The following is a 23,800-nucleotide window of genomic DNA, read 5'->3' on the forward strand; positions in this document are numbered from 1 at the left end:
ATCTGACGCCACGTCACCTACCGTGCCGGCATGCCCACCCGAACCCCCGCCCCGCTGCGCCGGCAGGGACGCGCGCTGTGGGGCGCCGGCGAAGCCGCCCTCACCCTCGGCGCCGTCCTCCTGCTGCTCGTCGCCCACCAGCTGTGGTGGACCAACCTGCGGGCCCAGTCCGGCGCCGCGCACCGGGTCACCACCATCGAACGACAGTGGGACCGCGCCCCCGCCACCGGCACCCCCACCCCCGAGACATCGGACGAATTCGCTGTTATTGGCGCCGCCGCACCCACGAGCCGACCCCGCAGCGCCGGCACCCGCACCACCGCCGGCGCCACCACCCCGCGGCCCGCCCAGGCCTACGCCGTCCTGCGCATCCCCCGCATCGGCGTCACCACCCCCATCGCCGAAGGCGTCAACCGCACCGAAGTCCTCGACCACGGATACGCCGGCCACTACCCGCACACCGCCCAGCCCGGACAACCCGGCAACTTCGCCCTCGCCGGCCACCGCAACACCCACGGCGAACCCTTCCGCCGCATCGACCGGCTCCGCCCCGGCGACACCCTCCTCGTCGAGACCGCCACCACCCGCTACACCTACGTCGTCCGGCAGACCCTCACCCGCACCACCCCCTCCGACGGCACCGTCATCGCCCCCGTCCCCCACAGCGGCGTCCACCCCCGCCGGCACATGACCGGACCCGGCCACTACATCACCCTCACCACCTGCACCCCCGGATTCACCTCCACCTACCGCCTGGTCGTCTGGGGCGGACTCGCCGCAGCGGAACCACGCCGGCCCCCCGAACGTCATCCCTGACGAAACGACCGGAAGGGCCGGAAGGAGCAGTCCGCGTGATCCGCAGCACCGCGGCAGCCGCACGCGTGCAAGGCGCCGCCTTCCTGCTGCTCCTCACCGGTCTCCTGCTCACCCACAGCGGCCTCACCACCGCCGTCGCCGCCGCCGCGACCACCGCCGCGCTCGCCCTCCTGCTCGGCAGCGCCCGCCGCCTCGCGGCCACCGCACCCCCCGTCCCCCGCGGGCGCGTCCGCACCGCGCTGCGCGACCGGGAACACCGCACCGCCTTCCTCCCCCAGCGCGACCCCGACGCCTCCGGCCGCCCACGCCCCAGGGCCCCCGGCCGCCCCCTCCCGACGGCCGCCTAGGGGCAACGCCACCGCACCACGGCACCCACCGCCCCACCGCGCCCCGTCACGCCGCGCCCACCCCGACCGGCACGACGACACCCGCGGAGGGTCCCACCCCCATGTCCGTGTTCACGCACGCCCTGCTCACCCTCACCGACACCCTCGCCCCGCTCACCGGACGCACCGCGGCGCCCGCCACCGCGATCGTCCTCGTCACCCTCCTCGTACGACTCGCGCTCCACCCCCTCGCCCGCGCCGCCGCCCGCGGCGAGAAGGCCCGCGCCGCCCTCGCCCCACGCGTCGCCGAACTGCGCCGCAAGCACGCACGCGACCCGCAGGAACTCCAGCGCGCCCTCGGCGGCCTCTACACCCAGGAAGGCGCCTCCCCCTTCGCCGGCGTGCTGCCGACCCTCCTCCAGCTCCCCGCCTTCTTCGTGCTCTACCACGCCTCCTCCACCGCCCGGATCGCCGACGACCGGACCGGCGCCCTGCACCTCGCGATCCTCGTCGTGGTCGCCGCAGTCGCCTACTGGTCCTACCACCGCGCCCGCAAGGCCGCCCCCGACGCCGAAGGCCTCGCCAAACACCTCCCGCTGCTCTCCTTCGGCACCCTGATCACCGCCGCCGTCGTCCCCCCGGCCGCCGGCCTCTACATCGCCACCTCCACCGCCTGGACCGCCGCCGAACGCGCCTGGCTCCACCGTCCACAGCGCGGTCAAGGGGTTGCGGACGCCACCCCCGGCGCTGGAGGATCAACCAAGACCTCCGATGACCGCCCCCATCGGACATGACCACGGACATGACCACGGACCCCGACCCCGGACATGACCACCGCCACCCCCGACCACACCCGGAGAGTCTTGTGAAGCTGCTGCGACTCGGCCCCGCCGGAGCCGAACGCCCGGCCCTGCTCGACCAGGACGGCATTCTGCGCGACCTGTCCTCCCTCACCCCCGACATCGACGGCACCCTGCTCGCCGACGACGACACCCTCGCCCGCATCCGCGCCGCGGCCGCCGACGGCACCCTCCCCGCCCTCGACCCCGCCGACGCCGCCGACCGGCGCATCGGCCCCCCGCTCACCCGCATCGGCAAGATCGTCTGCATCGGCCTCAACTACCACGACCACGCCCGCGAGACCGGCGCCGCCGTCCCCGAAGAGCCCATCCTCTTCATGAAGGCCCCCGACACCGTCGTCGGCCCCGACGACACCGTCCTCGTCCCCCGCGGCAGCCGCAAGACCGACTGGGAGGTCGAACTCGCCGTCGTCATCGGCCGCGAACTGCGCTACGCCGCCGACGAGGCGGAGGCCCTCGCCGCCGTCGCCGGCTACGCCGTCTCCCACGACGTGTCCGAACGCGCCTTCCAGATCGAGCGCGGCGGCCAGTGGGACAAGGGCAAGAACTGCGAGACCTTCAACCCCCTCGGCCCCTGGCTCGTCACCGCCGACGAGATCCCCGACCCCCAGGCCCTGGGCCTGCGGCTGTGGGTCAACGGCGACCTCAAGCAGGACGGCACCACGGCCGAGCAGATCTTCCCGGTCGCCGAAGTCGTCCGCTACGTCAGCCAGTTCATGACCCTGTACCCGGGCGACGTCATCAACACCGGCACCCCCGCCGGCGTCGCCCTCGGCCGCCCCGAGCCCAAGCCGTACCTCCGGGCCGGCGACGTGGTCGAGCTCGAGATCGACGGCCTCGGCCACCAGCGCCAGGCCCTCAAGGACGCGTAGCCCCCTCCCCCGCCGAAGGGCGCCCGGCACCACACGCCGGGCGCCCTTCGGCGTATCCCGGTCGGCGTAACCGTCGTACAAGCGGGTCGTTAAAACGTGCGAAAGTGCAACACGCGATCGCATGGGGGATATGTGACAGCCAGGTACACACGTGAACTCGTCGAAGAGGCCGCCGCCCAGTGCACGTCGCTCTCCGACGTGATCACCAGGCTCGGGGGAACGCCCACCAACGGCAGTCGCGCCTACCTGCGCAAGCTGATCAGCGCATGGAGCGTCGACTGCTCGCACTTCGAGCAGGAGGGAATCCGCCACACCGAGAGCCGGTTGCGCGCCGTCGTTCGCGAATCGACCAGCATCGCGGAGGTCGTACGCCGACTGGGCATCAACCCGGTCGGCGGCAATCAGGCGCACATCGGACGCCGTATCGCCCGACTGGGCATCGACATCTCGCACTTCACACCGAACGGCGGTGGCGCGCGCCGCCCCAGGAGCCCCCTGTCCGAACGACTGGTGCTCGGCACTCCCGACGACGGCCGGATCCCCAGCCACCGGCTGCGCAGACACCTACTCCGGCAGGGCGCTGCAGAGGTGTGCGCGATGTGCGGCACCGGACCGGTGTGGAAGGGCGCGCCCCTACGTCTGGAGGTCGACCACGTCAACGGAGACTGGTGGGACAACCGCCCTGAGAACCTGCGGTTGCTCTGCCCGAACTGCCACGCGGCCACCGACACTTACCGGGGCCGAAAGCGCCGTGGGGCGGTGCGCTAGATGTCCCCTCTCTACGACAGTCCGGGCTACACCCGCACCTCGCTCACAGCCTGCGCTGCCCGGTCCCGCAGTCTCGTGGACATGCTCACGCGCCTCGGCCAGCCCCTCGGCAGCGGCCCACTGGGTTACCTGAAGGAGCGGCTCCGGCACTACGGCGTCGACACGCGCCACTTCGTCGACGAACCGCTGCCCAGCAGACCACCCCGCAGGTACACGAGAGAGGTTTTGGAGAATGCCGCGGCCTGTTGCGGGTCCATCCGGGAGGTCCTGGAACAGCTTGACGTGCCTCCGTACGACAGCGCCTACGGGCACATCGAGCGCCGGCTCGCCCACTTCGGGATCGACACCTCCCATTTCGTCCGAACGCCCGCCAAGGAGCCACCGCTCATCGACGTACACGAGCTGGGTCGGGCCGTCGGCAGGTCGACGAGCCTCGCGGGCGTCGTTCGCCGCCTGGGTCTACCGGACAACGGAACGTCCCGAAGGCGGCTCAAGCAAGCCATCGCGGAGCGCGGGCTGTCCACGGCGCACTTCACAGGTCAGGCACACGCCCGCGGCGTCCCCTCCCCACGCCGCAAACCGGCGGAGGACACTTTGCAACTGCTCGCCGCCGGCAGCCCGCGTACCAGCCGGCGGATGCTGCACCGCGCGCTCCAGGAGAAGGACGTCCCGTACAAATGCCGTGCCTGCGGCACGGGCCCGGTATGGCAGGGGTTGTCGATCACACTTGAGATCGATCATGTCAACGGTGACCGGCTGGACAACCGGGTCAGCAACCTGCGGTATCTGTGCCCTTCGTGCCACAGCCAGACCGCCGGCTTCGCCGGTCGAACAGACCCTGGCGCCATAGCCGTGCAGGTGGGCACCACCACCCAGTAGAGTGGCGCCGCGGGCCCGTATCCCAGCTGGCCAAGAGGACGCCGGTTTAGAGCCGGTGCGTCGTGGGTTCGAGTCCCACCGGGCCCACCGCCGAGGGCGCGGCATCTCCAAGATTGCCGCGCCCTTCGTCATGTCACCCCACCAGTTCCCGCACCACCGGCACCAGGGCCCGGAAGGCCTGGCCGCGGTGGCTGATGGCGTTCTTCTCGTCCGCGGTCAGTTCGGCGCAGGTCCGGGACTCGCCGAGCGGCTGGAGGATCGGGTCGTAGCCGAAGCCGCCGTTGCCGTGGGGCTCGAAGCGGAGCGTGCCGAGGAGGCGGCCCTCGACGACGCGTTCGGTGCCGTCGGGGAGGGCGAGGGCGGCGGCGCAGGTGAAGTGGGCGGCGCGGTGGGGGGTGTCGATGTCGGAGAGCTGGGCGAGGAGGAGTTCGAGGTTGGCGCGGTCGTCGCCGTGCTTGCCGGCCCAGCGGGCGGAGAAGATGCCGGGGGCGCCGCCGAGGACGTCGACGCAGAGGCCGGAGTCGTCGGCGACGGCGGGGAGGCCGGTGGCCTGGGCGAGGGCGTGGGCCTTGAGGAGGGCGTTCTCGGCGAAGGTGACGCCGGTTTCGCGGACGTCGGGGACTTCGGGGTAGGCGTCGGCGCCGACGAGCTCCACGCCGAGTCCGGCGTCGGCCAGGATGGCGTGGAGTTCGGCGACCTTGTGGGCGTTGCGGGTGGCGAGGACCAGGCGGGTGTGCGGCATGGTCCGATTATCCCGTCAGCCGGGGGTGCAGACCTTGGAGAGTTCGGTCGCGGCGTCGGCGACGGGGGTGATGTCGGGGGTGTCGCCGTTCTGGGCGGCCTTCTGTGCGTTCTCGACGGCCTTCTGGAGGTCGCCCACGGCGGTGTTGACGTCTGCGTTGCCGGTCTTGTCGCCGAGGTCGGCGAGGTCGTCGGCGATCTGGTCGAGGGCGTTGGCGGCGTCCTGTGGGCTGTTGCCGGCGTTGTTGACGGCGTTCTGCAGGTTCTGGACGTCGGTGGCGATCTGGGCTGCGACGTTGGCGCAGTCGAGGGCCTTGTCGACGGCGTCGACGGCGCTGCAGCCGATGAGGGCGGTGGTGCCGAGGGCGGCCGCGGTGGCGAGCGCCGCGAGGCGGCGGGTGCGTGGGTGCATACCTTTACATACGCACCGCGCCGTCCTCAGGTTGCGGTTTCCAGACCTGCTCTTTGTCAGTCCTTGGTGATCTGTTCGAGTTCGGCGAGGGCGGCGCGCTGGAGTGCGTCGAGTTCGGCGCAGCCGGCGACGGCGAGGTCGAGGAGGTTGTTGAGTTCCTTGCGGTCGAAGGGCTGGCCTTCGGCGGTGCCCTGGACCTCGACGAAGCGGCCGTCACCGGTGCAGACGACGTTCATGTCGGTCTCGGCGCGGACGTCTTCCTCGTAGCAGAGGTCGAGCATGGGGACGCCGTCGATGATGCCGACGCTGACGGCGCTGACGGTGCCGCTCAGGGGCTGGGCCTTGGCGCGGACGAGCTTGCGGCCGTGCATCCAGGTGACCGCGTCGGCGAGGGCGACGTAGGCGCCGGTGATGGCGGCGGTGCGGGTGCCGCCGTCGGCCTGGAGGACGTCGCAGTCGAGGACGACGGTGTTCTCGCCGAGTGCCTTGTAGTCGATGACGGCGCGCAGGGACCGGCCGATGAGGCGGGAGATCTCGTGGGTGCGGCCGCCGATCTTGCCGCGGACGGACTCGCGGTCGCCGCGGGTGTTGGTGGAGCGGGGCAGCATGGCGTACTCGGCGGTGACCCAGCCTTCGCCGCTGCCCTTGCGCCAGCGGGGGACGCCCTCGGTGACGGAGGCGGTGCAGAGGACCTTGGTGTCGCCGAAGGAGACGAGGACGGATCCTTCGGCGTGCTTGCTCCAGCCGCGCTGGATGGTGACGGGGCGGAGCTCTTCGGGGGTGCGGCCGTCGATACGAGACATGGCGTCGAGCCTAGTCGTAGCGCGGCTCGGGGCCCGTGCCGGTCCTGGAACGGGCCCCTTGCGGGTGAGGCTGTGGTGGTCCGGCGGTCAGTGCCGGGTCACATCATGTCCTCGATGTCGGCGGCGATGGGGTCGGCGTCGGTGCCGATGACGACCTGGATGGCGGTGCCCATCTTGACGACGCCGTGGGCTCCGGCGGCCTTGAGCGCGGCCTCGTCGACGAGCGAGGGGTCCTTGACCTCGGTGCGGAGTCGGGTGATGCAGCCCTCGACCTCTTCGATGTTGTCGAGTCCGCCGAGCCCGGCGACGATCTTCTCTGCCTTGCTGGCCATCTGTGCTCCTGGTTGGTCTCGGCCGTTCGGTCCGATTTCACACCGTAGTGCAGTGGTGGACCGGTTTTGCGGGGATGCATGAGTGTCCCAGCCGCGCCGCAACTGGTCTACACCACATTACCCGCCGGGAGGTGGCCCCATGGGTCCGGACGCCGCCGCGGCCGCCCCGCGTCCGAGCCGGACGTGGGGCTCCGTGCTGTTCCAGGGGCTGCAGAAGATGGGCCGCAGCCTGCAGCTGCCGATCGCGGTGCTGCCGGCGGCGGGCATCCTCAACCGGCTGGGCCAGGACGACGTCTTCGGACCCCGGGGCCTGGGCTGGGACGCGGTGGCCAAGGTCTTCAACGGCGCGGGCGGCGCCCTGCTGGACGGTTCGCTGGGGCTGCCGCTGCTGTTCGCGGTGGGCGTCGCGATCGGGATGGCGAAGAAGGCGGACGGCTCGACGGCGCTGGCGGCGGTGGCGGGCTTCCTCGTCTACTACGGGGTGCTGCACCAGTTCCCGCAGGACTGCCCGAAGGGCACGGCCTTCCTGGCGACGAGCACCATCAGCGGGGCGTGCATCCCGCCGGGGACGCCTGCGGCGGCGGCCCCGGCCGCGTACCAGAACCCGGGGGTGTTCGGCGGGATCGTGATCGGGCTGCTGACCGCGTTCTTCTGGCAGCGCTACCACCGCACGAAGCTGGTGGACTGGCTGGGCTTCTTCAACGGGCGCCGGCTCGTACCGATCGTCATGGCGTTCGTCGCGATCGTCTTCGCGGTGCTGTGCGTGTTCGTCTGGCCGCCGATCGGTGCCGGGCTCACCTCGTTCAGCCAGTGGCTCACGGACCTGGGCTCGTACGGGGCGGGCATCTTCGGGGTGGCGAACCGGGCGCTGCTGACGGTGGGGCTGCACCAGTTCCTCAACGTCTTCGTGTGGTTCCAGTTCGGCAGTTTCACCAAGCCGGACGGGACGGTGGTGCACGGGGACATCAACCGCTTCCTGCAGGGTGACCCGACGGCCGGGCAGTTCACCTCGGGCTTCTTCCCGATCATGATGTTCGCCCTGCCGGCCGCCGCGCTGGCGATCACGCACTGCGCCCGCCCGTCGCGCCGCAAGGAGGTGGGCGGCCTGATGCTGTCGGTGGCGCTGACCTCGTTCGTGACGGGCATCACCGAGCCGATCGAGTACTCGTTCCTGTTCATCGCGCCGGCGTTGTACGCCATCCACGCGGTGCTGACGGGGGTGTCGATGGCGGTGACGTGGGGCCTGGGCGTGCACGACGGCTTCACGTTCTCGGCGGGGCTGATCGACTACGTCATCAACTGGAACCTGGCGACGAAGCCGTGGCTGATCGTCCCGATCGGGCTGGTCTTCGCGGCGGTGTACTACGTGCTGTTCCGCTTCGTGATCACCAGGTTCGACCTGGCGACGCCGGGACGTGAGCCGGAGGAGATCGCGGAGGGGATGGAGCGGGACAACGTCAAGGCGTAGCCGGGGGACCACGCTCGGCATTGTGGTCTAGACCACACCCGACGAGGCTTTCCTTGACGCGTTGCTTACATGTTAATACTGGTCTACACCACTCGGTGGTTTAGACCAGGAGGACCCCCCATGACTACCGCCACCGCATCGGCGGCCCCCGCAGCGAAGAAGCGGGGCTCCGGCCTTTTCCAGGGCCTGCAGAAGATCGGCCGCAGCCTGCAGCTGCCGATCGCCGTCCTGCCCGCGGCGGGCCTCATGGTCCGACTGGGTCAGCCCGACGTCTTCGGCGCGGACGGCCTCGGCTGGGACAAGGTCGCGTCCGTCTTCGACAAGGCGGGCGGTGCCCTCACCGGCGCCCTGCCGCTGCTCTTCTGCGTGGGCGTGGCCATCGGCTTCGCCAAGAAGGCCGACGGCTCGACGGCGCTGGCGGCCGTCGTCGGATTCCTGGTCTACAGCAAGGTGCTGGAGGCCTTCCCGGTCACCGAGGCCAAGGTCCAGGCGGGCGCGGACATCGCCGCGACGTACAACAATCCCGGCGTCCTCGGCGGCATCATCATGGGCCTGCTGTCCGCCGTCCTGTGGCAGCGGTACCACCGCACCAAACTGGTCGACTGGCTCGGCTTCTTCAACGGGCGCCGCCTGGTGCCGATCATCATGGCCTTCGTCGGCATCGTCGTCGGCGTCTTCTTCGGCCTGGTCTGGGAGCCCATCGGCGAGGGCATCGGCAACTTCGGCGAGTGGATGACGAGCCTCGGCGCGGCCGGCGCCGGTCTGTTCGGCCTGGTCAACCGCGCACTGATCCCGATCGGCATGCACCAGTTCGTCAACACGGTGGCCTGGTTCCAGCTGGGTGACTTCACCGACGCCGCCGGGCAGGTCGCGCACGGCGACTACGGCAGGTTCCTCGCCGGCGACCCCAGCGCGGGCATGTACATGTCCGGCTTCTTCCCGATCATGATGTTCGCCCTCCCGGCCGCCGCCCTCGCGATCGCGCACTCCGCCCGCCCCGAGCGCCGCAAGGCCGTGCTGGGCATGATGACCTCGCTCGCGCTGACCTCCTTCGTCACGGGTGTCACCGAGCCGATCGAGTTCTCGTTCATGTTCGTCGCGCCACTGCTGTACGTGGTGCACGCCGTCCTGACGGCCGTCTCCCTGGCCGTCACCTGGGCGCTGGGGGTGCACGCGGGCTTCAACTTCTCGGCCGGTCTGATCGACTACGCCCTCTACTGGAAGCTCGACACGAAGCCCTGGCTGATCATTCCGCTGGGCCTGGTGTTCGCGGCGATCTACTACGTGGTCTTCCGCTTCGCGATCACCAGGTTCAACCTCCCCACCCCGGGCCGTGAACCCGATGAGGAGATCGAGGACCTCACCAAGGCGTAGCCTCGCCGCCGCACGACGAAGCCCCCGGATCCGCCTGGATCCGGGGGCTTCGTGCTGCGCGAAAAGGGTGCGGGGGCGCTCAGACCTCGTAGACCGCGCCGGCCTTCGCCACCTCGACCGGGCCGTCGTAGACCTCGCGGGCGTGCTCGAGGGCGACCTGCGGGTCGGTCCAGGGCGGGATGTGGGTGAGGACCAGGCGACCGGCGCCGGCGCGGTCGGCGTACTGGCCGGCCTCGCGGCCGTTGAGGTGCAGATCGGGGATGTCCTCCTTGCCGTACGTGAAGGAGGCCTCGCACAGGAAGAGGTCGGTGCCCTCGGTGAGGGTCTGCAGCGCGTCGCAGGGACCGGTGTCACCCGAATAGGTGATGGAGCGACCGGCGTGCTCGACACGGAAGCCGTACGCCTCGACGGGGTGGCTGACGACGTCCGCGGCGATGGTGAAGGGGCCGAGGCGGAAGGTGCCGGGTTCGAGGGTGCGGAAGTCGAAGACCTCGCTCATGCACTTCTCGTCGGGCACGTCCCCGTACGCGCTGGCCAGCCGCCGCTCGGTGCCCTCGGGCCCGTAGACGGGGATGGCGTGGGCGGGGCCGCCCTCGTGCCGGTAGTAGCGGGCGACGAAGTACCCGCACATGTCGATGCAGTGGTCGGCGTGCAGATGGCTCAGCAGGATGGCGTCGAGGTCGTAGAGACCGCAGTGGCGCTGCAGCTCGCCGAGGGCACCGTTGCCCATGTCGAGGAGCAGCCTGAAGCCGTCGGCCTCGATGAGGTAGCTCGAGCAGGCCGATTCCGCGGACGGGAACGAACCCGAGCAGCCGACGACGGTGAGCTTCATGTGCAGAAACCTCCGTGGATTGTTCCGGGGGTCTTGCGTTGGCGCGCCACGACGCCCCCCGCTCCGCAGGGGGAGGGGGGAGGGGCGGGAGCGACCCGCCATGTGTTCTTGAGCGTAAGGCGCACGGCGTGCGCGTGCTCCTCTGCGGAGCCCCGTTGTGGGCGGAATCACCAGTACGGCGCCCTCGCCCGCCGGAGGTCCGGACGGGCGGGGGCGCCGTGGGAGGAGGGTCAGGCCCAGAGCTGGCCGTGCAGGGCGGCGACGGCCGCCTCGGTGGACTCGGCGGTGTAGATGCCGGTCGACAGGTACTTCCAGCCGCCGTCGGCGACGACGAACACGATGTCGGCGTGTTCTCCGGCGCGTTCGGCCTTGCGGGCCACGCCGAGGGCCGCGTGCAGGGCGGCTCCGGTGGAGACGCCGGCGAAGATGCCCTCCTGCTGGAGGAGTTCGCGGGTGCGGCGGACGGCGTCCTCGGAGCCGACGGAGAAGCGGGTGGTGAGGACGGACTCGTCGTAGAGCTCGGGGATGAAGCCCTCGTCGAGGTTGCGCAGTCCGTAGACGAGGTCGTCGTAGCGGGGCTCGGCGGCGACGATCTGCACGCCGGGGGCCTTCTCGCGCAGGTAGCGGCCGACGCCCATGAGGGTGCCGGTGGTGCCGAGGCCGGCGACGAAGTGGGTGACGGAGGGGAGGTCGGCGAGGATCTCGGGGCCGGTGCCGGCGTAGTGGGCGCCGGCGTTGTCCGGGTTGCCGTACTGGTAGAGCATCACCCAGTCGGGGTGTTCGGCGGCGAGTTCCTTGGCGACGCGGACGGCGGTGTTGGAGCCGCCGGCGGCCGGGGAGGGGATGATCTCGGCGCCCCACATGGTGAGCAGCTCGCGCCGCTCGGACGAGGTGTTCTCGGGCATGACGCAGACCATGCGGTAGCCCTTGAGCTTGGCCGCCATGGCGAGGGAGATGCCGGTGTTGCCCGAGGTGGGTTCGAGGATCGTGCAGCCGGGGGTGAGGCGTCCGGCGCGCTCGGCCTGCTCGATCATGTGCAGGGCCGGGCGGTCCTTAACGGAGCCGGTGGGGTTGCGGTCCTCCAGCTTGGCCCAGACGGAGACCTCGGTGGAGGGGGACAGGCGCGGCAGCCGTACCAGCGGGGTGTTGCCGACGGCTGCCAGCGGGCTGTCGTACCGCATCAGCGCCCGCCGACGCAGTCGGCCGGCAGACCGCTGCCGCCCGCGACGGCCGGGAGGATCGTGACGCTGTCGCCGTCGGTGAGCTTGGTGGTGATGCCGTCGAGGAAGCGGACGTCCTCGTCGTTGAGGTAGACGTTCACGAAGCGCCGCAGCTCACCCGCGTCGACGATGCGCTCGCGGATGCCGGTGTGGCGGGTGTCGAGGTCGGCGAGGAGTTCGTCGAGGGTGCTGCCGCTGCCTTCGACGGCCTTGGCGCCGTCGGTGTAGCTGCGGAGGATGGTCGGGATGCGGACCTCGATGGCCATGCGTCGGCTCCAAGGGGTGCGTGAGTACGGCGGGAAGGCGGGGTGGCGCGGGCTGACGGTGCTCAGGCGCACGGACATGCCGCGCTGGCGAGGCGGCACAGGTCGACGTGCAGCCGCGCCACGAGCAGCGTGCCCGGCGCCTTGTCGCTCACGTCGTGGGAAACCATGGGGTCATCGTATCGATTCCCCCGGGGCCCCAGAGGGGGTCGTCCCAGGATGCGGACCGTGCCGTCTCAGATATAGGAGTCGACGATCTCGACGGGTTCCTCGGTGACCTCGCCGTCCAGGATGCGGAACGAGCGGAACTGGAAGGGGCCGGCGTCGTCGGTGTCGGCGGTGGAGACCAGTACGTAGTGGGCGCCGGGCTCGTTGGCGTAGGAGATGTCGGTGCGCGAGGGGTAGGCCTCGGTGGCGGTGTGGGAGTGGTAGATGACCACCGGCTCCTCGTCGCGGTCGTCGAGGTCGCGGTAGAGCCTCAGCAGGTCGGTGGAGTCGAACTCGTAGAACGTGGGCGAGCGGGCCGCGTTGAGCATCGGGATGTGCCGCTCGGGGCGGCCGCTGCCTGCCGGTCCCGCGATCACGCCGCAGGCCTCGTCCGGGTGGTCGGCGCGCGCGTGGGCGACGAGTGCGTCGTGCAGGGCGCGGGTGATGGTCAGCATGGTCGTCAGGATAGAGGGGTGCGTGCGCGGCGCCCCTGGCGAGGGCGGCGGCCGCCGTACGGGGGGTACGGCGGCCGCGGGCCGGGACGCGGACGGGGTCACTGCGCGGCGGGCGCGGGGGCGGGGTCGCGGGGGGCGCGTCGCTTGAGGGCGAGGTAGCCGGTGCCCAGCACGGCCGACCAGACGAGCCAGACGTACAGGCCGAGCCGGGTGTCGGCGTCGGTCGCCATCAGGACGGCGACGAGGAGCAGCGCGGCGATGCCGAGCCAGTTGGTGACCGGGGCGCCCGGCATGCGGAAGTCGGAGGCGGGCAGCAGGCCGGCGCGGACCTTGGCGCGGTAGCGCAGGTGCGCGGCGAGGATCATGATCCAGGTCCACAGTCCGGCGCAGGTCGCGACGGAGGTGATGTAGACGAACGCCTTGTCCGGGGAGACGACGTTGACGATGACGCCGATGCCCATGACGAGGGTGGACATGACGAGGGCGGGCAGCGGGAGTTGGCGGTCGCTGAGCTTCGCGACGGCCTTGGGTGCCTCGCCGTTGACGGCCAGGCCGCGCAGCATGCGGCCGGTGGAGTAGATGCCGGAGTTGCAGGAGGACAGGGCGGCGGTGAGGACGACGAAGTTCATGATGCCGGCGGCGCCGGGGATGCCGACCTGGACGAAGACCTGGACGAAGGGGCTGACTCCGGGGTCGTACCTGGTCCAGGAGAAGACGGAGAGCAGGACGATCAGCGTGCCGACGTAGAAGATGCCGATGCGGACGGGGAGGGTGTTGATCGCCTTGCGCAGGGTCTGCTTGGGGTTCTCGGCCTCGCCCGCGGTGATGCCGACGAGTTCGACGCCGAGGTAGGCGAAGATCACTCCCTGCATGGCGAGCATGGCCTGCCAGGCGCCGTTGGGGGCGAAGCCTCCGTCGGTCCACAGGTGGGTGACGGAGGCGGTGTCGCCGGCGGAGGAGAAGCCGAAGGTCAGGATGCCGACGCCGATGACGATCATCGCGATGATCGCGGTGACCTTGATGGTGGAGAACCAGAACTCCAGCTCGCCGAAGATCTTGACCGAGACGAGGTTGGCGACGAACAGCACGACGAGGGCGACCGCGGCGGTGGACCAGACCGGCACCGACGGCCACCAGAAGTTGATGTAGGCGCCGGCGACGGTGACCTCGGACATGCAGGCGGTGACCCACAGCGCCCAGTACGACCAGCCCGTGGCGAAGCCGGCGAACGGCCCGAAGAACTCGCGGGCGTAGTCGGCGAAGCTGCCGGAGGTGGGGCGGTAGGTGAGGAGTTCGCCGAGGGCCCGCATGATGAAGAAGATCACGATGCCGGCGCCGGCGTAGCAGGCGATGAGGCTGGGTCCGATGGCGGCGATGCCCTTGCTGGACCCGTAGAACAGGCCGGTGCCGATGGCGCCGCCGATCGCGATCATCTGGACCTGGCGGGCGCTGAGTCCGCGCTTGTAGCCCTCTTCCGGACCGGTCCCCGTGGCGCCGCCGCCGGATTCGTACTGCTCGACCTGCGTCGAGGTCATGGTGCTGTGCCTTTCTCCGTGCCCGTCCGGCCGTGACGGCCCGGATCGGGTTCCGATCCCCCCGGATGGTGGAGGTGCACGCCGGGGTCAGCCGGCCACGCGACCGACCGCGACAGGGGTGGCGTCACGGCCGGTGGTCGAGGATTCGTATCACGGGGTGTGCGCCGGGCACGCAGCGCAAATGTGGCACATGGCACAGGGAGAAGCAGACAAAAGGTGCGCCGAATGGGAAGGCGGTCGGCGGCGGAGACGTCATCGTTATCCGGAATTGAGGGTCGTCTGAGCGAACGGACGCCCTTTCCGGATCACGGCATGAGGGTCTCCACGAGGCTCTCCTGGAGTCCGCCGAGCCAGAGGTAGGCCATGACGAGCGGCTTGCGCGGGTCGGAGTCCGGCAGCCGGTACAGCTCGCTGTCCTCGTCCTCGCTGACCTCCAGCCGGGTCCCCATGGTCAGCCGCAGGTCGTTGAGGGTGCCGAGCCACTGGCGGGCCTGCCCGGGGGCGAGGGTCAGGACCGCTCCCCCGTCGCCGCCGGTCGAGAGGGAGTCGAGGCTGCGGACGACGGCGAGGGCGTCGTCGCGCTTGCGGGTGCGCAGGTCGTTCTCGGTGAAGCGGCGGAACTCCGAGGAGTCGGCCTCCTCCTCGTACGCGTCGGGGAAGAGCCGGGCGAGCGCCGGGTCCTGCGGGGGCCGGGTGGGGCCCTCGGCGAACAGTTCGGCCAGCGGGTCGGCCGGTTCGTCGCCGTCGGCGGCGTCGCCGGGGCCGATCAGTTCGAGGAGTTGCACGGCCAGGCTGCGCAGGATGGAGATCTCGACGTCGTCGAGCGCGACGGCGGCGCCGCCTGCGGCGGCGGTCTGGAAGTACCCGGGCATGTCGGTATCAGCCGTCCCTCAGGGGCTCGGTGGTCTCGGTTCTCGGTGGTCTCGCGGGTCCCGCGGCGTCAGCGGTCCTGAGTCAGGGTGGCCCACAGCCCGTAGCCGTGCATGGCCTGCACGTCGCGTTCCATCTCCTCGCGCGTGCCGCTGGACACGACGGCCCGGCCCTTGTGGTGCACGTCGAGCATGAGCTTGGTGGCCTTGTCCTTCGGGTAGCCGAAGTACGCCTGGAAGACGTAGGTCACGTAGCTCATCAGATTGACCGGGTCGTTGTGGACGACAGTCACCCAGGGAACGTCCGGGGACGGCACCTCGAAGGGGGCCTCGCTCGACTCGGTCCGTTCAATCTCTGCGGGGGCGACACTCACGTGACCCATGCTGTCACCAGAGGGTGCCCGCAGGGAAACCGGCTCCCGAGAAATCGTCACTCTGACGAGAGTTGGGGGTAGCATCCTCAGACATGAGCACTGCAGACCTGGGGCTGCCCGTCACGGTCCCCTCCACCGCGCTGTTCACCGACCGGTACGAGCTGACCATGCTGCAGGCCGCGCTGCGCAGCGGCGCAGCCCACCGTCGTTCGGTGTTCGAGGTGTTCACCCGCCGGCTGCCCGAGGGGCGCCGGTACGGGGTGGTGTGCGGCACCGGCCGGGTGCTGGACGCGGTGGAGAACTTCCGCTTCGACGCCGACATCCTGTCCTTCCTGGAACGGGAGCGGGTGGTGGACGGGCCCACCCTGGAGTGGCTGGCCGGGTACCGCTTCCGCGGCGACGTCCACGGCTACCCCGAGGGGGAGGTGTACTTCCCCGGCTCGCCGGTCATGCGGGTCGAGGGCACCTTCGCCGAGGCGGTGGTGCTGGAGACGGTGGTGCTGTCGATCCTCAACCACGACTCGGCGATCGCGGCGGCCGCCTCCCGGATGGCCGTGGCCGCCGCGGGCCGGCCGCTGATGGAGATGGGGGCCCGCCGTACCCACGAGCTGGCGGCGGTGGCGGCCTCCCGCGCCGCCTACGTCGGGGGCTTCGCCTCCTCCAGCAACCTGGCCGCCGGGTTCCGTTACGGCCTGCCGACCATCGGCACCAGCGCGCACGCCTTCACCCTCCTCCACGACGACGAGCGGGACGCCTTCACCGCGCAGGTCGAGTCGCTCGGCAGCGGCACCACGCTGCTGGTCGACACCTACGACGTGGCGTCGGCCGTGCGGGCCGCCGTGGAGATCGCCGGCCCCGAGCTGGGGGCGGTGCGCATCGACTCCGGGGACCTGCTGCTGCTCGCCCACCGGGTGCGGCAGCAGCTGGACGACCTGGGGGCGAAGAACACCCGGATCGTGGTGACCTCCGACCTGGACGAGTACGCGATCGCCTCGCTGGCCGCGGCCCCGGTCGACGCGTACGGGGTGGGCACCTCGCTGGTGACCGGCAGCGGCCATCCGACCTGCTCGATGGTGTACAAGCTGGTCGCCCGCGCCACCTCCGACGACCCCGCCGCGCCCCTGGTGCCGGTGGCGAAGAAGTCCCTGGGCGGCAAGACCAGCATCGGCGGCCGCAAGTGGGCGGCCCGGCGGCCGGACGCCGACGGGATCGCCGAGGCCGAGGTGATCGGCACCGGCCCGGTCCCGGGGCCGCTGGCGGACCGGCAGCTGCTGGTGCCGCTGGTGCTGGGCGGCGAGACCGTGCACCGCGAGCCGCTGGACGCCGCCCGCGCCCGCCACATCGAGGCGCGCGCCGCACTGCCGCTGTCCGCGACGCAGCTGTCGCGCGGCGAGCCGGTGCTGCACACCGAGTACCTCACCCACTGATCCGCCGGCGGCGCCCTGCCCCGGCCGGGCGCCGCTCACCACAGTCGACAAGCGACAGCGACCGGAAAGGACCGACCGCCATGCACCGCGCACTGATCGTCGTGGACGTGCAGAACGACTTCTGCGAGGGCGGCAGCCTGCCGGTCGCCGGGGGCGCCGAGGTCGCCGCGGGCATCACGGACCTGGTCGGGGACGCCACCGCCGGCTACCGGCACGTCGTGGCGACCCGCGACCACCACGTCTCCCCCGGCGGGCACTTCGCCGACCACCCCGACTTCGTCCACACCTGGCCGCCGCACTGCGTCGCCGGCACCGAGGGCGTCGGCTTCCACCCCAACTTCGCTCCGGCGGTCGCCTCCGGCGCGGTGGAGGCGGTCTTCGACAAGGGCGCGTACGCGGGCGCGTACAGCGGTTTCGAGGCCGTCGACGAGAACGGCACCGGGCTGGCCCGGTGGCTGCGCGAGCGCGGGGTGGCGGAGGTCGACGTGGTCGGCATCGCCACCGACCACTGCGTGCGGGCGACCGCGCTGGACGCCGTGCGGGAGGGCTTCCGCACCCGGGTGCTGCTCGACCTGACGGCGGGCGTCATGGCGGAGACGACCGAGCGGGCGCTGGAGGAGCTGCGCGCGGCCGGCGCGGAGCTGTCCGGGAAGCCGGTCGTGCGCGGACGGGCCTGACACCCGGGCCCCGCCGGGGTTCAGCGGCGCGCGGTCGGGCCCAGCAGTGCCCCGATCGACTGCCAGGGGGCGGCGGGCGCGGAGGGGATGCGGCGCCAGACCAGGCCGTCGGGGTGGTGCAGGACGGCGTTGATCTCGTCGGACGTCGGGGGCTCCATGTTGCCGACGAGGCGGGCGGCGCGGAAGCCGAGGTTCCGCAGGCGGGTCAGCGCGCGCTGGCGGTTGACGGCGACGACCAGCACCCTGATGTACTCGTCCGGGGCCCCGCCGGGCGAGGGCAACCGGAGGGCCACGACGACGTCGCCGCTGAGGAGCCGGGTGAAACCGCCGCTGGCCATAAGCACATGATCGGCAGATCGGCCCCCGTCCACCAGGGGACGGGGGCCGATCAGGTCACTTCCGGTGGTGCGCGATCACTTCTTGGAGGGGCTGACCAGGAGGGTGACGGTGCTGCCGTCCCGGGCCTCGTGGATGATCGTGATGCGGGTGTTGGTCGGGGACGTCTTCACGCTGCCCGTGGGGTTCTCCGAGGACCAGTAGGAGTTGCGGTCGTCGAAGACCGGGTTGCCCGGCAGGCTCGGGATCTTGGTGGCGACGCCGTTCTTGTGCAGGGTGAGGGCGTCGGTGCGGGCCCAGGTGAACGTGGAGTCGTAGGCCTGCACGCGGTTGCGCTGCAGCGTGCCGTCCTTCCACTTCAGCGCCTTGGGGTGGGCGTCGATCGGGAGGATCCGGCCGGCACCCGGGTGCGCGCTGACGTTGTTGTCGTTCATCGAGGTGTCCCACAGCCAGATCAGCAGGCCGTTCTGGTACGCGTAGTGCTCGACCCAGTTGTCCTTGGGGGCGGCCCAGCCGAAGTTGTAGGGGCCGACCTTGAGGGTCTTGTCGTACGAGACGTACTGCCGGTTCTCCGCGATGTAGTACTGCGCGTACTCCTCGGAGAACGTGGAGCCCTTGGCCGTGAAGCCGTTCGCGGTCCAGCCGTTGTCACCGGACTCGGCGCCGTCGCTGAACACGGTCGCGCCGTCGGCGGTCAGGGTGATCGCGTCGGCGAGGAAGCCCTTCTGGGCCACGCCGCCGTCGGACTGGTAACGGAAGCGGAGCTTGACCGACTCGCCGGCGTAGGCGTCCAGCGGGAGCACCATGTCCTGGTAGGAGGCCGCGGTGCCGGTCAGCGCGGGCTTGCCGCTGGCGTCACGCGGGAGCGGGGCGCCGCCGATGGTGCCGTCGACCGCGTTCCAGGTGGCGCCGCCGTCGGTGGACACCTCGGTGTAGAGGTAGTCGTAGTTCTCCTCGATGTCGTACCAGCCCTTGAGGGCCAGGCTCGCCGAGGTCTTGCCGGTGAGGTCGACGTCGCGGGTGAGGGTGTTGCTCAGGTTGTCACCGCTGCCGCTCCACCACTGCCTGGTGCCCTCGGCCGGGGTGGCCAGCTCGGTGGTCACGGTCTTCTCCGGGAGCGTGACGACCAGGCCCTGCTTCTTCGCGGTGTTGTACTCCGCGACGCCGAGGGTGTTGAGCGAGGTCTTGCCGGCCTTGGCGGTGGCGTAGTTCAGCCAGCCCAGCTGCAGCTTGTCCCAGGCCGTCATGTCGCCGGGCAGGTCGCCGATGGCGTCCTCGCCGGTGCCGAGCCAGGAACCGGACGACATCAGCGTCCAGAAGCCGGTGGAGTTCTCGGCGGTGTTGGTGGTGTCGTAGTGGTCCGGCAGACCGAGGTCGTGGCCGAACTCGTGGGCGAAGACACCGAGGCCGCCGTTCTCCGGCTGCACGGTGTAGTCGCCGACCCACACGCCGGTGTCGCCGATCTGCGTGCCGCCGAGCAGGTTGTCCTGGGGGCCGGTGGCGCCGGCGTCGGTGCCGAACGCGTACCAGCGGTGGGCCCAGATCGCGTCCTCGCCCTGGGCGCCGCCGCCGGCGGACTCGTCCTCGCCGGCGTGCACGATCTGGAAGTGGTCGATGTAGCCGTCGGCCTCGTTGAAGTTGCCGTCGCCGTCGTAGTCGTAGCGGTCCCACTGGTCGTACTCGGCCAGCTTCGCCTTGATCGTGGCGGCGCTGTCACCGGCGGCCTTGCGGGTGGCGACCCACTTGTTCACCGCGTCCGCGACGAGGTTCCAGGTGCAGGTGTCGCACTTGTTGCTGCCGTACCGGGCCTCGTTCCAGTCGACCTTGACCCAGTCGGCGACCTCGCCGGCGACCGAGTAGCGGCCGGAGGACTGCCTCTCGTAGTACTTGGCCACGGACTCCTTGTCCGCGGCCTTGGAGAAGTACAGGTCCTGGAAGTGCTGCCGGTTGTAGTCGGCCTGCCATTCCGTGCTGTTGTCCTTGGTGCGGTCCGGCTTGGCTATCTGGTTGTGCGCGGGACCGGGCGTGCCGCCGTACGCGGGGTCGGCGTTGTTGCCGAACTCCGCGAGGATCACGAAGATCTTGTCGGTCTTCTCGCGCGCGAGCTCGACGTACTTGTTCTTGCCGAGCTTCACCACGTCCGAGGCACCGCGGTCCTCGACCTTGGACTTGCCGGAGATGACCTGCTCGATCGCCTGCTGGCGCTGGGCGGCCTGACGCTCGCTCAGCGGGCCCTTCAGATCGTGCTCGACACGCTCCGCCTTCGCCGGGTCGTGCCGCACGACGCGACCGGCCTGCGGGTCGGCCTGGGCTGCCGCGACGGGGAAGGCGGTGGCGCCTATTGCGGCGATCGCCACGGCCAGAGCGGCGGATCTGATGGTCCGTCGTTGGCTTATCACGATGTATTGACCTCCCTAGGGTGAAGCCATTGCACCGGAGTGACGCGTGAAAAGACAGATCTTGACTTGACCATGACCGGCAAGTACGGTGAGCGACCGGTCGGTTGCACATAGCGGACACCGCGGCCCGAGCAAGTATCTTTCGCCGCAGATCCGTTGGACATAAGAAGATCGTGATGCGACCCCATGCGCCCCCCGTGCTTCCGCACCGTGGGTTAGGTCACGCTTACCGGGCGTTCCGCGCGGGCATCTCGCACCGTAGGGTCGGTGGTTGGCGTGCCACGTCCGAACCACCCGGAAGACGGCCCTGGCCGACGCTCCGCCACAATCGACGCATATGAGGACGGATCAGCCATGCCACGTCCCACCCCCGCGCAGCTGACGTACGGTTCCGCGACCGTGGTGCTCTCCACCCTCGCGATGCTGCTGCTCTCCGAGGCGAGATCGGGCTTCGCGGTGGCGGTCATCGCCGCGGCGGGACTGGCGCTCGGTGTCCTGGTCGCCGTGACGGCGGCGATCCCGGCCGGCACCCGCCGCACCCGGCGCGAACCGCCCGCCGAGCCGCACCCGGTCCCGCGGCCCCGTGTCCGCGGCAACGCCGAAGCCCGCCTGAGCGAGCACTCGCTGCGACGCTGAGCGCCACACCCCCCGAACACGCCGACGGCCCCGGAGCATCCGCTCCGGGGCCGTCGTCTACGTGGGGGTGCGCGTCAGGCCTTGACGACGACGGTCTTGGCCGCCTTGTCGTGCCAGCACTGGCGGTACGGCTTGTCCCACAGGTGCCACAGGACGTTCAGCAGCGACAGGATGAAGCCCACGCACGGCACGATGCCGACGAAGGAGTACACCGCCGCGCGACCCCAGGCGGCGCTGCCGGGCGGGCTGCCGTCGGCCAGCTTGGCCACGCGGATCTTCATGACCTTCTTGCCGATGGTCTGACCCGTGGACTGGAGCATCAGGCCCTCGTAGACGAACGCACCGGCGAAGACGAGCAGCTCGATGCCGAGCAGCGCGCCGGTGTCCGTGAGGGAGGTGCCCGTCACGGCCATCAGGATGATGAGCGCGACGAGGAAGATGCCGCCGTCGATGAGCCGGGCGAGGAAGCGCTGGCCGCTGTCGGCCAGCGGGGGCATGCCCGCCAGGGCCGGGTCCGTGGGCATCTGGCCGTAGCCGGGCGCCTGCTGCGGATAGGCGTAGGGCTGCTGCTGCGGGAACGGCTGCTGCTCGTACGGGTTCTGGCCCTGGGGCTGCTGCTGCCCGTACGGCTGCTGGCCGTACGGGTTCTGGTCCCCCGAGCCGCCCTGCGGGTAACCGTACCCGGGCGGTTGATTCGAACTCATGGAGTGAGTAAATCAGCCGGGAATGACGGCGCATAGACGCAGATGGTCACGGCCCTGCGACGATCACCCCACAGCGTGTCTTACTCCACCGAAACCACCACGGTTTGCCCCGCTTTGTCGTGCAGGCACTGGCGGTACGGCTTGTCCCAGGTGCACCAGAGCACCTCGATGATCCAGAAGATCTCACCGCAGCACGGGATGATCGGCACCAGCGCGTAGACCCCCTCCCGCTTGAGCGCCGCCGGGGTCGTCGGCTTGGCGCCGTCGGTGAGCATGCCGACGCGCACCCTGAGCAGCTTCTTGCCGAGGCTCTGCCCGTACCGGGTGAGCATAAACACCTGGTAGGCCAGGTAGATCACGGCGTAGATCACACTCTGGGAGAACAGCGCGCCGGTGGTGTCGTAGTCGTAGTTCCAGATCAGACCGGTGAGGCCGTAGACCGGGATGCCGACGATCAGCGCGTCGACGATGCGTGCGACCAGCCGGCGCCCGCGGTTCGCCAGCGGGGGCATGCCCGCCAGGGGGTCGGGCTCGCCCACGCCGTAGGGGCCGCTCGCGTACGGGTCGCCGGCGCCGCCGTACGCCGGGGGCGGCTGGTCGTAGGGCGAGCCGCCGGCCGGGGGCTGGTACGGGGGCGGCGGGTACGGCTGCTGCCCCGGCGGTTGCTGACCGGGTGCCTGCTGACCCGGCGGAGGCTGCTGACCGGGCGGCGGTGACTGCCCGGGCGGCGGCGGCTGCGCGGGCCCGGACGGCTCCCGGGGCGGCTTGGCGAACGGATCCTCGGGCTGGTCGGTGCTCATGCCCCGAGTGAAACCCGTACGATTCGGCCGCGCCTCCGGCGGGGGCCGTTCGGGTGTCAGCGGTCGCGGGCCACGAAGGTGCGCGCCGCCTTGTCGTGCCAGCACTGCCGCCACGGCCGGTCGAACAGGCACCACACCAGTCCGAGGAAGCCGATCACCAGCGCGTCCAGCACCGTGTGGGTGAGCCAGCGGCGCAGGGCCTGCCCGAAACCGGGCTCGTACTGGCTCTCGATGTCGAGCACGCGCAGGCCGAGCAGCTTCTTGCCGAGGGTGCGGCCCCACTTGGCGGTGGGCAGCACCTCGTACAGCAGTCCGGTGACGAGCACGACCGCGGCGACGATGCCCAGTTGCAGGCCCGTCGTGCCGTCGATCAGCCAGACCGTCACCTCTTCGCCGGTCAGGCGGGCGGCGTCCACCTTGTCGCGCAGGTGCTCGTACGCCGCCGTCCCCAGCGGCACCGCGGCCGCCGCGACGAGCGCGCCCATCACGGCGGTGTCGATCAGCCGGGCCACCAGACGCTTCCCGGGCGACGCGGGGCGTGCCTGCTGCTGCGCGGCGGCGAACGGGTCGTCGGCGACCGGCCGCCACGGCGCGGGGGACGCCGCCTCCCCGCCCTGCGCGGGGACCTGACGGGCCAGGTCGTGCACCTGCTGGGCCCACGGCACGGCCGGGGACTGCTGCCCGGGCACGGCGCTCTCGGTCGCCGCGGACGCGGTGGCGGCGGCCGCGGACGGGGACGCGGATCCCGTGCGGGCGGGTGCCGGGGCCGGGGCCGGCGAGGGGGTGGGAGCAGGGGCGGGGGTCCGTGCCGGGGCCGGGGCGGGGGCCGTAGCCTCCGCCCGCGCGGGCTGCTCCGCGCGCTCGGCGGCGCCCCACGACACGCGGGGCGAGGGGTCCTGCCGGGCCGGGTCGGCGGCCCACGCCCGCTCCGCGGCGGGCTCCGGGCGGGCCTCCTGCTGCGGCTGCTGCGGCTGTTGTGGCTGGGGCTGCAGTCCGGTGACGGTCTCGGGTCCGCGTTCGGCCCGCGGCGCCCGCGGGTCCTCGTCCAGGAACATCGGCCCGGACTCCTCCAGCGCGGGGGTCCGCGGCGTCGCGGCCGCCTCCGGGGCCCCCGGGGCCTCCGGGACGGGGGGCACGGGCGGCGGTGCCAGCGCGGGGCCGGCCGCGGCCACGGCCGCACCCGACGGCGGCGCCAGGTCCTCCCCGGGCCGCGGGGCGGGACGGCTCGTGCCGGGCACCCAGGAGGAGCCGTTCCAGTACCGGATGTAGCCCGGGATGGACGGGTCCGGGTAGTACCCGGGACCTGGCAGACTCCCGCCGCTGCTACCGGAGGTCATCCGTGACAACTCCCCTCACGACCGACACGCTCGACCAGCCCGCCGTCCCCCGGCGTGCAAGGAGGACACTAACGAAGA

General features: G+C 71.2%; 28 protein-coding genes and 1 tRNA gene. 12 read left to right on the forward strand and 17 right to left on the reverse strand.

Annotated features, from left to right (window positions below; all coding sequences use genetic code 11):
• Positions 1–30 precede the first annotated feature (30 nt).
• From ACFZAU_RS23100 to ACFZAU_RS23130, 7 genes are all read left to right on the forward strand, one after another.
• The gene (locus tag ACFZAU_RS23100; protein WP_500553741.1) at positions 31–816 is read left to right on the forward strand and encodes a class E sortase; all 786 of its coding nucleotides are present in this window, start codon (positions 31–33) and stop codon (positions 814–816) included.
• A gap of 35 nt (positions 817–851) precedes the next feature.
• Positions 852–1,163: a DUF6412 domain-containing protein gene (locus ACFZAU_RS23105; RefSeq protein WP_500553742.1), complete on the forward strand. Its 312-nt coding sequence runs from the start codon at positions 852–854 to the stop codon at positions 1,161–1,163.
• A 101-nt stretch (positions 1,164–1,264) separates the two neighbouring features.
• A complete protein-coding gene (locus ACFZAU_RS23110) occupies positions 1,265–1,936 on the forward strand; it encodes a YidC/Oxa1 family membrane protein insertase (RefSeq protein ID WP_500553743.1) in 672 nt (223 codons plus the stop codon).
• Positions 1,937–2,007: 71 nt separating this feature from the next.
• Positions 2,008–2,874 (forward strand): fumarylacetoacetate hydrolase family protein, encoded by an 867-nt coding sequence (locus ACFZAU_RS23115; protein WP_500553744.1) that lies wholly within the window; start codon positions 2,008–2,010, stop codon positions 2,872–2,874.
• Positions 2,875–3,006: 132 nt separating this feature from the next.
• Complete coding sequence (locus ACFZAU_RS23120; protein WP_500553745.1) at positions 3,007–3,642, forward strand: HNH endonuclease signature motif containing protein; 636 nt, start codon at positions 3,007–3,009, stop codon at positions 3,640–3,642.
• A gap of 81 nt (positions 3,643–3,723) precedes the next feature.
• The gene (locus tag ACFZAU_RS23125) at positions 3,724–4,521 is read left to right on the forward strand and encodes an HNH endonuclease signature motif containing protein (RefSeq protein ID WP_500553746.1); all 798 of its coding nucleotides are present in this window, start codon (positions 3,724–3,726) and stop codon (positions 4,519–4,521) included.
• An 11-nt stretch (positions 4,522–4,532) separates the two neighbouring features.
• Positions 4,533–4,608, forward strand: a tRNA-Leu gene (locus ACFZAU_RS23130).
• Positions 4,609–4,654: 46 nt separating this feature from the next.
• Here the strand turns inward: ACFZAU_RS23130 and rdgB are convergent.
• The 4 genes from rdgB to ACFZAU_RS23150 form a co-directional block, all read right to left on the reverse strand.
• Positions 4,655–5,263: an RdgB/HAM1 family non-canonical purine NTP pyrophosphatase gene (rdgB, locus tag ACFZAU_RS23135; protein ID WP_499599262.1), complete on the reverse strand. Its 609-nt coding sequence runs from the start codon at positions 5,261–5,263 to the stop codon at positions 4,655–4,657.
• Between the two features lie 15 nt (positions 5,264–5,278).
• Positions 5,279–5,674, reverse strand: coding sequence for a hypothetical protein (locus tag ACFZAU_RS23140; protein ID WP_499599264.1), 396 nt, complete (start codon positions 5,672–5,674; stop codon positions 5,279–5,281).
• Positions 5,675–5,730: 56 nt separating this feature from the next.
• The gene (rph, locus tag ACFZAU_RS23145; RefSeq protein ID WP_499599266.1) at positions 5,731–6,477 is read right to left on the reverse strand and encodes a ribonuclease PH; all 747 of its coding nucleotides are present in this window, start codon (positions 6,475–6,477) and stop codon (positions 5,731–5,733) included.
• Positions 6,478–6,575: 98 nt separating this feature from the next.
• Complete coding sequence (locus ACFZAU_RS23150) at positions 6,576–6,809, reverse strand: PTS sugar transporter subunit IIB (protein WP_499599268.1); 234 nt, start codon at positions 6,807–6,809, stop codon at positions 6,576–6,578.
• A gap of 139 nt (positions 6,810–6,948) precedes the next feature.
• Between ACFZAU_RS23150 and ACFZAU_RS23155 the strand changes: the two genes are divergently transcribed.
• A complete protein-coding gene (locus ACFZAU_RS23155) occupies positions 6,949–8,277 on the forward strand; it encodes a PTS transporter subunit EIIC (RefSeq protein WP_500553747.1) in 1,329 nt (442 codons plus the stop codon).
• 120 nt (positions 8,278–8,397) lie between these two features.
• Positions 8,398–9,651 carry a PTS transporter subunit EIIC gene (locus ACFZAU_RS23160; RefSeq protein ID WP_500553748.1) on the forward strand — a complete coding sequence of 418 codons (1,254 nt, stop codon included), beginning with the start codon at positions 8,398–8,400 and terminating at the stop codon, positions 9,649–9,651.
• Positions 9,652–9,730: 79 nt separating this feature from the next.
• Here the strand turns inward: ACFZAU_RS23160 and ACFZAU_RS23165 are convergent, their stop codons facing one another.
• From ACFZAU_RS23165 to clpS, 8 genes are all read right to left on the reverse strand, one after another.
• Positions 9,731–10,483 (reverse strand): MBL fold metallo-hydrolase, encoded by a 753-nt coding sequence (locus tag ACFZAU_RS23165; RefSeq protein WP_500553749.1) that lies wholly within the window; start codon positions 10,481–10,483, stop codon positions 9,731–9,733.
• Positions 10,484–10,713: 230 nt separating this feature from the next.
• Entirely contained in the window at positions 10,714–11,664 is a 951-nt protein-coding gene (locus tag ACFZAU_RS23170; protein ID WP_500553750.1) for a PLP-dependent cysteine synthase family protein, read from the reverse strand.
• Positions 11,664–11,969: a MoaD/ThiS family protein gene (locus ACFZAU_RS23175; protein ID WP_500553751.1), complete on the reverse strand. Its 306-nt coding sequence runs from the start codon at positions 11,967–11,969 to the stop codon at positions 11,664–11,666. Before ACFZAU_RS23175 ends, ACFZAU_RS23170 begins: the two co-directional genes overlap by 1 nt.
• Before the next feature lie 62 nt (positions 11,970–12,031).
• Positions 12,032–12,136: a putative leader peptide gene (locus tag ACFZAU_RS23180; RefSeq protein WP_431959667.1), complete on the reverse strand. Its 105-nt coding sequence runs from the start codon at positions 12,134–12,136 to the stop codon at positions 12,032–12,034.
• A 66-nt stretch (positions 12,137–12,202) separates the two neighbouring features.
• A complete protein-coding gene (locus ACFZAU_RS23185; protein ID WP_500553752.1) occupies positions 12,203–12,628 on the reverse strand; it encodes a M67 family metallopeptidase in 426 nt (141 codons plus the stop codon).
• 98 nt (positions 12,629–12,726) lie between these two features.
• Positions 12,727–14,163: an amino acid permease gene (locus tag ACFZAU_RS23190; protein ID WP_500553753.1), complete on the reverse strand. Its 1,437-nt coding sequence runs from the start codon at positions 14,161–14,163 to the stop codon at positions 12,727–12,729.
• A gap of 305 nt (positions 14,164–14,468) precedes the next feature.
• On the reverse strand, positions 14,469–15,035 hold the full coding sequence (locus ACFZAU_RS23195) for a DUF2017 domain-containing protein (RefSeq protein ID WP_500553754.1): 567 nt from the start codon (positions 15,033–15,035) through the stop codon (positions 14,469–14,471).
• Between the two features lie 68 nt (positions 15,036–15,103).
• A complete protein-coding gene (gene clpS / locus ACFZAU_RS23200; RefSeq protein ID WP_431949157.1) occupies positions 15,104–15,415 on the reverse strand; it encodes an ATP-dependent Clp protease adapter ClpS in 312 nt (103 codons plus the stop codon).
• 83 nt (positions 15,416–15,498) lie between these two features.
• On the opposite strand from clpS, the gene ACFZAU_RS23205 reads away from it, so the two are divergent.
• Together ACFZAU_RS23205 and ACFZAU_RS23210 are read left to right on the forward strand one after the other, a co-directional pair.
• A complete protein-coding gene (locus ACFZAU_RS23205) occupies positions 15,499–16,833 on the forward strand; it encodes a nicotinate phosphoribosyltransferase (protein ID WP_500553755.1) in 1,335 nt (444 codons plus the stop codon).
• 80 nt (positions 16,834–16,913) lie between these two features.
• Positions 16,914–17,510 (forward strand): nicotinamidase, encoded by a 597-nt coding sequence (locus ACFZAU_RS23210; protein ID WP_500553756.1) that lies wholly within the window; start codon positions 16,914–16,916, stop codon positions 17,508–17,510.
• Between the two features lie 20 nt (positions 17,511–17,530).
• On the opposite strand, the gene ACFZAU_RS23215 is transcribed toward ACFZAU_RS23210, so the two are convergent.
• Complete coding sequence (locus ACFZAU_RS23215; protein ID WP_500553757.1) at positions 17,531–17,848, reverse strand: hypothetical protein; 318 nt, start codon at positions 17,846–17,848, stop codon at positions 17,531–17,533.
• A 75-nt stretch (positions 17,849–17,923) separates the two neighbouring features.
• A complete protein-coding gene (locus tag ACFZAU_RS23220) occupies positions 17,924–20,245 on the reverse strand; it encodes an immune inhibitor A domain-containing protein (RefSeq protein WP_500553758.1) in 2,322 nt (773 codons plus the stop codon).
• A 354-nt stretch (positions 20,246–20,599) separates the two neighbouring features.
• On the opposite strand from ACFZAU_RS23220, the gene ACFZAU_RS23225 reads away from it, so the two are divergent.
• On the forward strand, positions 20,600–20,881 hold the full coding sequence (locus ACFZAU_RS23225) for a hypothetical protein (RefSeq protein ID WP_500553759.1): 282 nt from the start codon (positions 20,600–20,602) through the stop codon (positions 20,879–20,881).
• A gap of 74 nt (positions 20,882–20,955) precedes the next feature.
• On the opposite strand, the gene ACFZAU_RS23230 is transcribed toward ACFZAU_RS23225, so the two are convergent.
• The 3 genes from ACFZAU_RS23230 to ACFZAU_RS23240 form a co-directional block, all read right to left on the reverse strand.
• Positions 20,956–21,585: an RDD family protein gene (locus ACFZAU_RS23230; RefSeq protein WP_500553760.1), complete on the reverse strand. Its 630-nt coding sequence runs from the start codon at positions 21,583–21,585 to the stop codon at positions 20,956–20,958.
• An 80-nt stretch (positions 21,586–21,665) separates the two neighbouring features.
• Positions 21,666–22,385 carry an RDD family protein gene (locus ACFZAU_RS23235; RefSeq protein ID WP_500553761.1) on the reverse strand — a complete coding sequence of 240 codons (720 nt, stop codon included), beginning with the start codon at positions 22,383–22,385 and terminating at the stop codon, positions 21,666–21,668.
• A gap of 56 nt (positions 22,386–22,441) precedes the next feature.
• Positions 22,442–23,722 carry an RDD family protein gene (locus ACFZAU_RS23240; protein ID WP_500553762.1) on the reverse strand — a complete coding sequence of 427 codons (1,281 nt, stop codon included), beginning with the start codon at positions 23,720–23,722 and terminating at the stop codon, positions 22,442–22,444.
• Between the last annotated feature and the right edge of the window lie 78 nt (positions 23,723–23,800).

The sequence above is a fragment of the Streptomyces sp. NPDC008238 genome (assembly GCF_042956445.1).
Taxonomy (GTDB): Bacteria; Actinomycetota; Actinomycetes; order Streptomycetales; family Streptomycetaceae; genus Actinacidiphila.

Coding starts and splice junctions, on each gene's coding strand:
- ACFZAU_RS23205 (WP_500553755.1), top strand. CDS start 15,499: ATGAGCACTGCAGACCTGGGGCTGCCCGTCACGGTCCCCTCCACCGCG.
- ACFZAU_RS23100 (WP_500553741.1), top strand. CDS start 31: ATGCCCACCCGAACCCCCGCCCCGCTGCGCCGGCAGGGACGCGCGCTG.
- ACFZAU_RS23140 (WP_499599264.1), bottom strand. CDS start 5,674: ATGCACCCACGCACCCGCCGCCTCGCGGCGCTCGCCACCGCGGCCGCC.
- ACFZAU_RS23155 (WP_500553747.1), top strand. CDS start 6,949: ATGGGTCCGGACGCCGCCGCGGCCGCCCCGCGTCCGAGCCGGACGTGG.
- ACFZAU_RS23215 (WP_500553757.1), bottom strand. CDS start 17,848: ATGGCCAGCGGCGGTTTCACCCGGCTCCTCAGCGGCGACGTCGTCGTG.
- ACFZAU_RS23180 (WP_431959667.1), bottom strand. CDS start 12,136: ATGGTTTCCCACGACGTGAGCGACAAGGCGCCGGGCACGCTGCTCGTG.
- rph (WP_499599266.1), bottom strand. CDS start 6,477: ATGTCTCGTATCGACGGCCGCACCCCCGAAGAGCTCCGCCCCGTCACC.
- ACFZAU_RS23165 (WP_500553749.1), bottom strand. CDS start 10,483: ATGAAGCTCACCGTCGTCGGCTGCTCGGGTTCGTTCCCGTCCGCGGAA.
- ACFZAU_RS23210 (WP_500553756.1), top strand. CDS start 16,914: ATGCACCGCGCACTGATCGTCGTGGACGTGCAGAACGACTTCTGCGAG.
- ACFZAU_RS23185 (WP_500553752.1), bottom strand. CDS start 12,628: ATGCTGACCATCACCCGCGCCCTGCACGACGCACTCGTCGCCCACGCG.
- ACFZAU_RS23160 (WP_500553748.1), top strand. CDS start 8,398: ATGACTACCGCCACCGCATCGGCGGCCCCCGCAGCGAAGAAGCGGGGC.
- ACFZAU_RS23195 (WP_500553754.1), bottom strand. CDS start 15,035: ATGCCCGGGTACTTCCAGACCGCCGCCGCAGGCGGCGCCGCCGTCGCG.
- ACFZAU_RS23125 (WP_500553746.1), top strand. CDS start 3,724: ATGCTCACGCGCCTCGGCCAGCCCCTCGGCAGCGGCCCACTGGGTTAC.
- clpS (WP_431949157.1), bottom strand. CDS start 15,415: ATGGGTCACGTGAGTGTCGCCCCCGCAGAGATTGAACGGACCGAGTCG.
- ACFZAU_RS23240 (WP_500553762.1), bottom strand. CDS start 23,722: ATGACCTCCGGTAGCAGCGGCGGGAGTCTGCCAGGTCCCGGGTACTAC.
- ACFZAU_RS23110 (WP_500553743.1), top strand. CDS start 1,265: ATGTCCGTGTTCACGCACGCCCTGCTCACCCTCACCGACACCCTCGCC.
- ACFZAU_RS23225 (WP_500553759.1), top strand. CDS start 20,600: ATGCCACGTCCCACCCCCGCGCAGCTGACGTACGGTTCCGCGACCGTG.
- rdgB (WP_499599262.1), bottom strand. CDS start 5,263: ATGCCGCACACCCGCCTGGTCCTCGCCACCCGCAACGCCCACAAGGTC.
- ACFZAU_RS23235 (WP_500553761.1), bottom strand. CDS start 22,385: ATGAGCACCGACCAGCCCGAGGATCCGTTCGCCAAGCCGCCCCGGGAG.
- ACFZAU_RS23170 (WP_500553750.1), bottom strand. CDS start 11,664: ATGCGGTACGACAGCCCGCTGGCAGCCGTCGGCAACACCCCGCTGGTA.
- ACFZAU_RS23230 (WP_500553760.1), bottom strand. CDS start 21,585: ATGAGTTCGAATCAACCGCCCGGGTACGGTTACCCGCAGGGCGGCTCG.
- ACFZAU_RS23190 (WP_500553753.1), bottom strand. CDS start 14,163: ATGACCTCGACGCAGGTCGAGCAGTACGAATCCGGCGGCGGCGCCACG.
- ACFZAU_RS23175 (WP_500553751.1), bottom strand. CDS start 11,969: ATGGCCATCGAGGTCCGCATCCCGACCATCCTCCGCAGCTACACCGAC.
- ACFZAU_RS23150 (WP_499599268.1), bottom strand. CDS start 6,809: ATGGCCAGCAAGGCAGAGAAGATCGTCGCCGGGCTCGGCGGACTCGAC.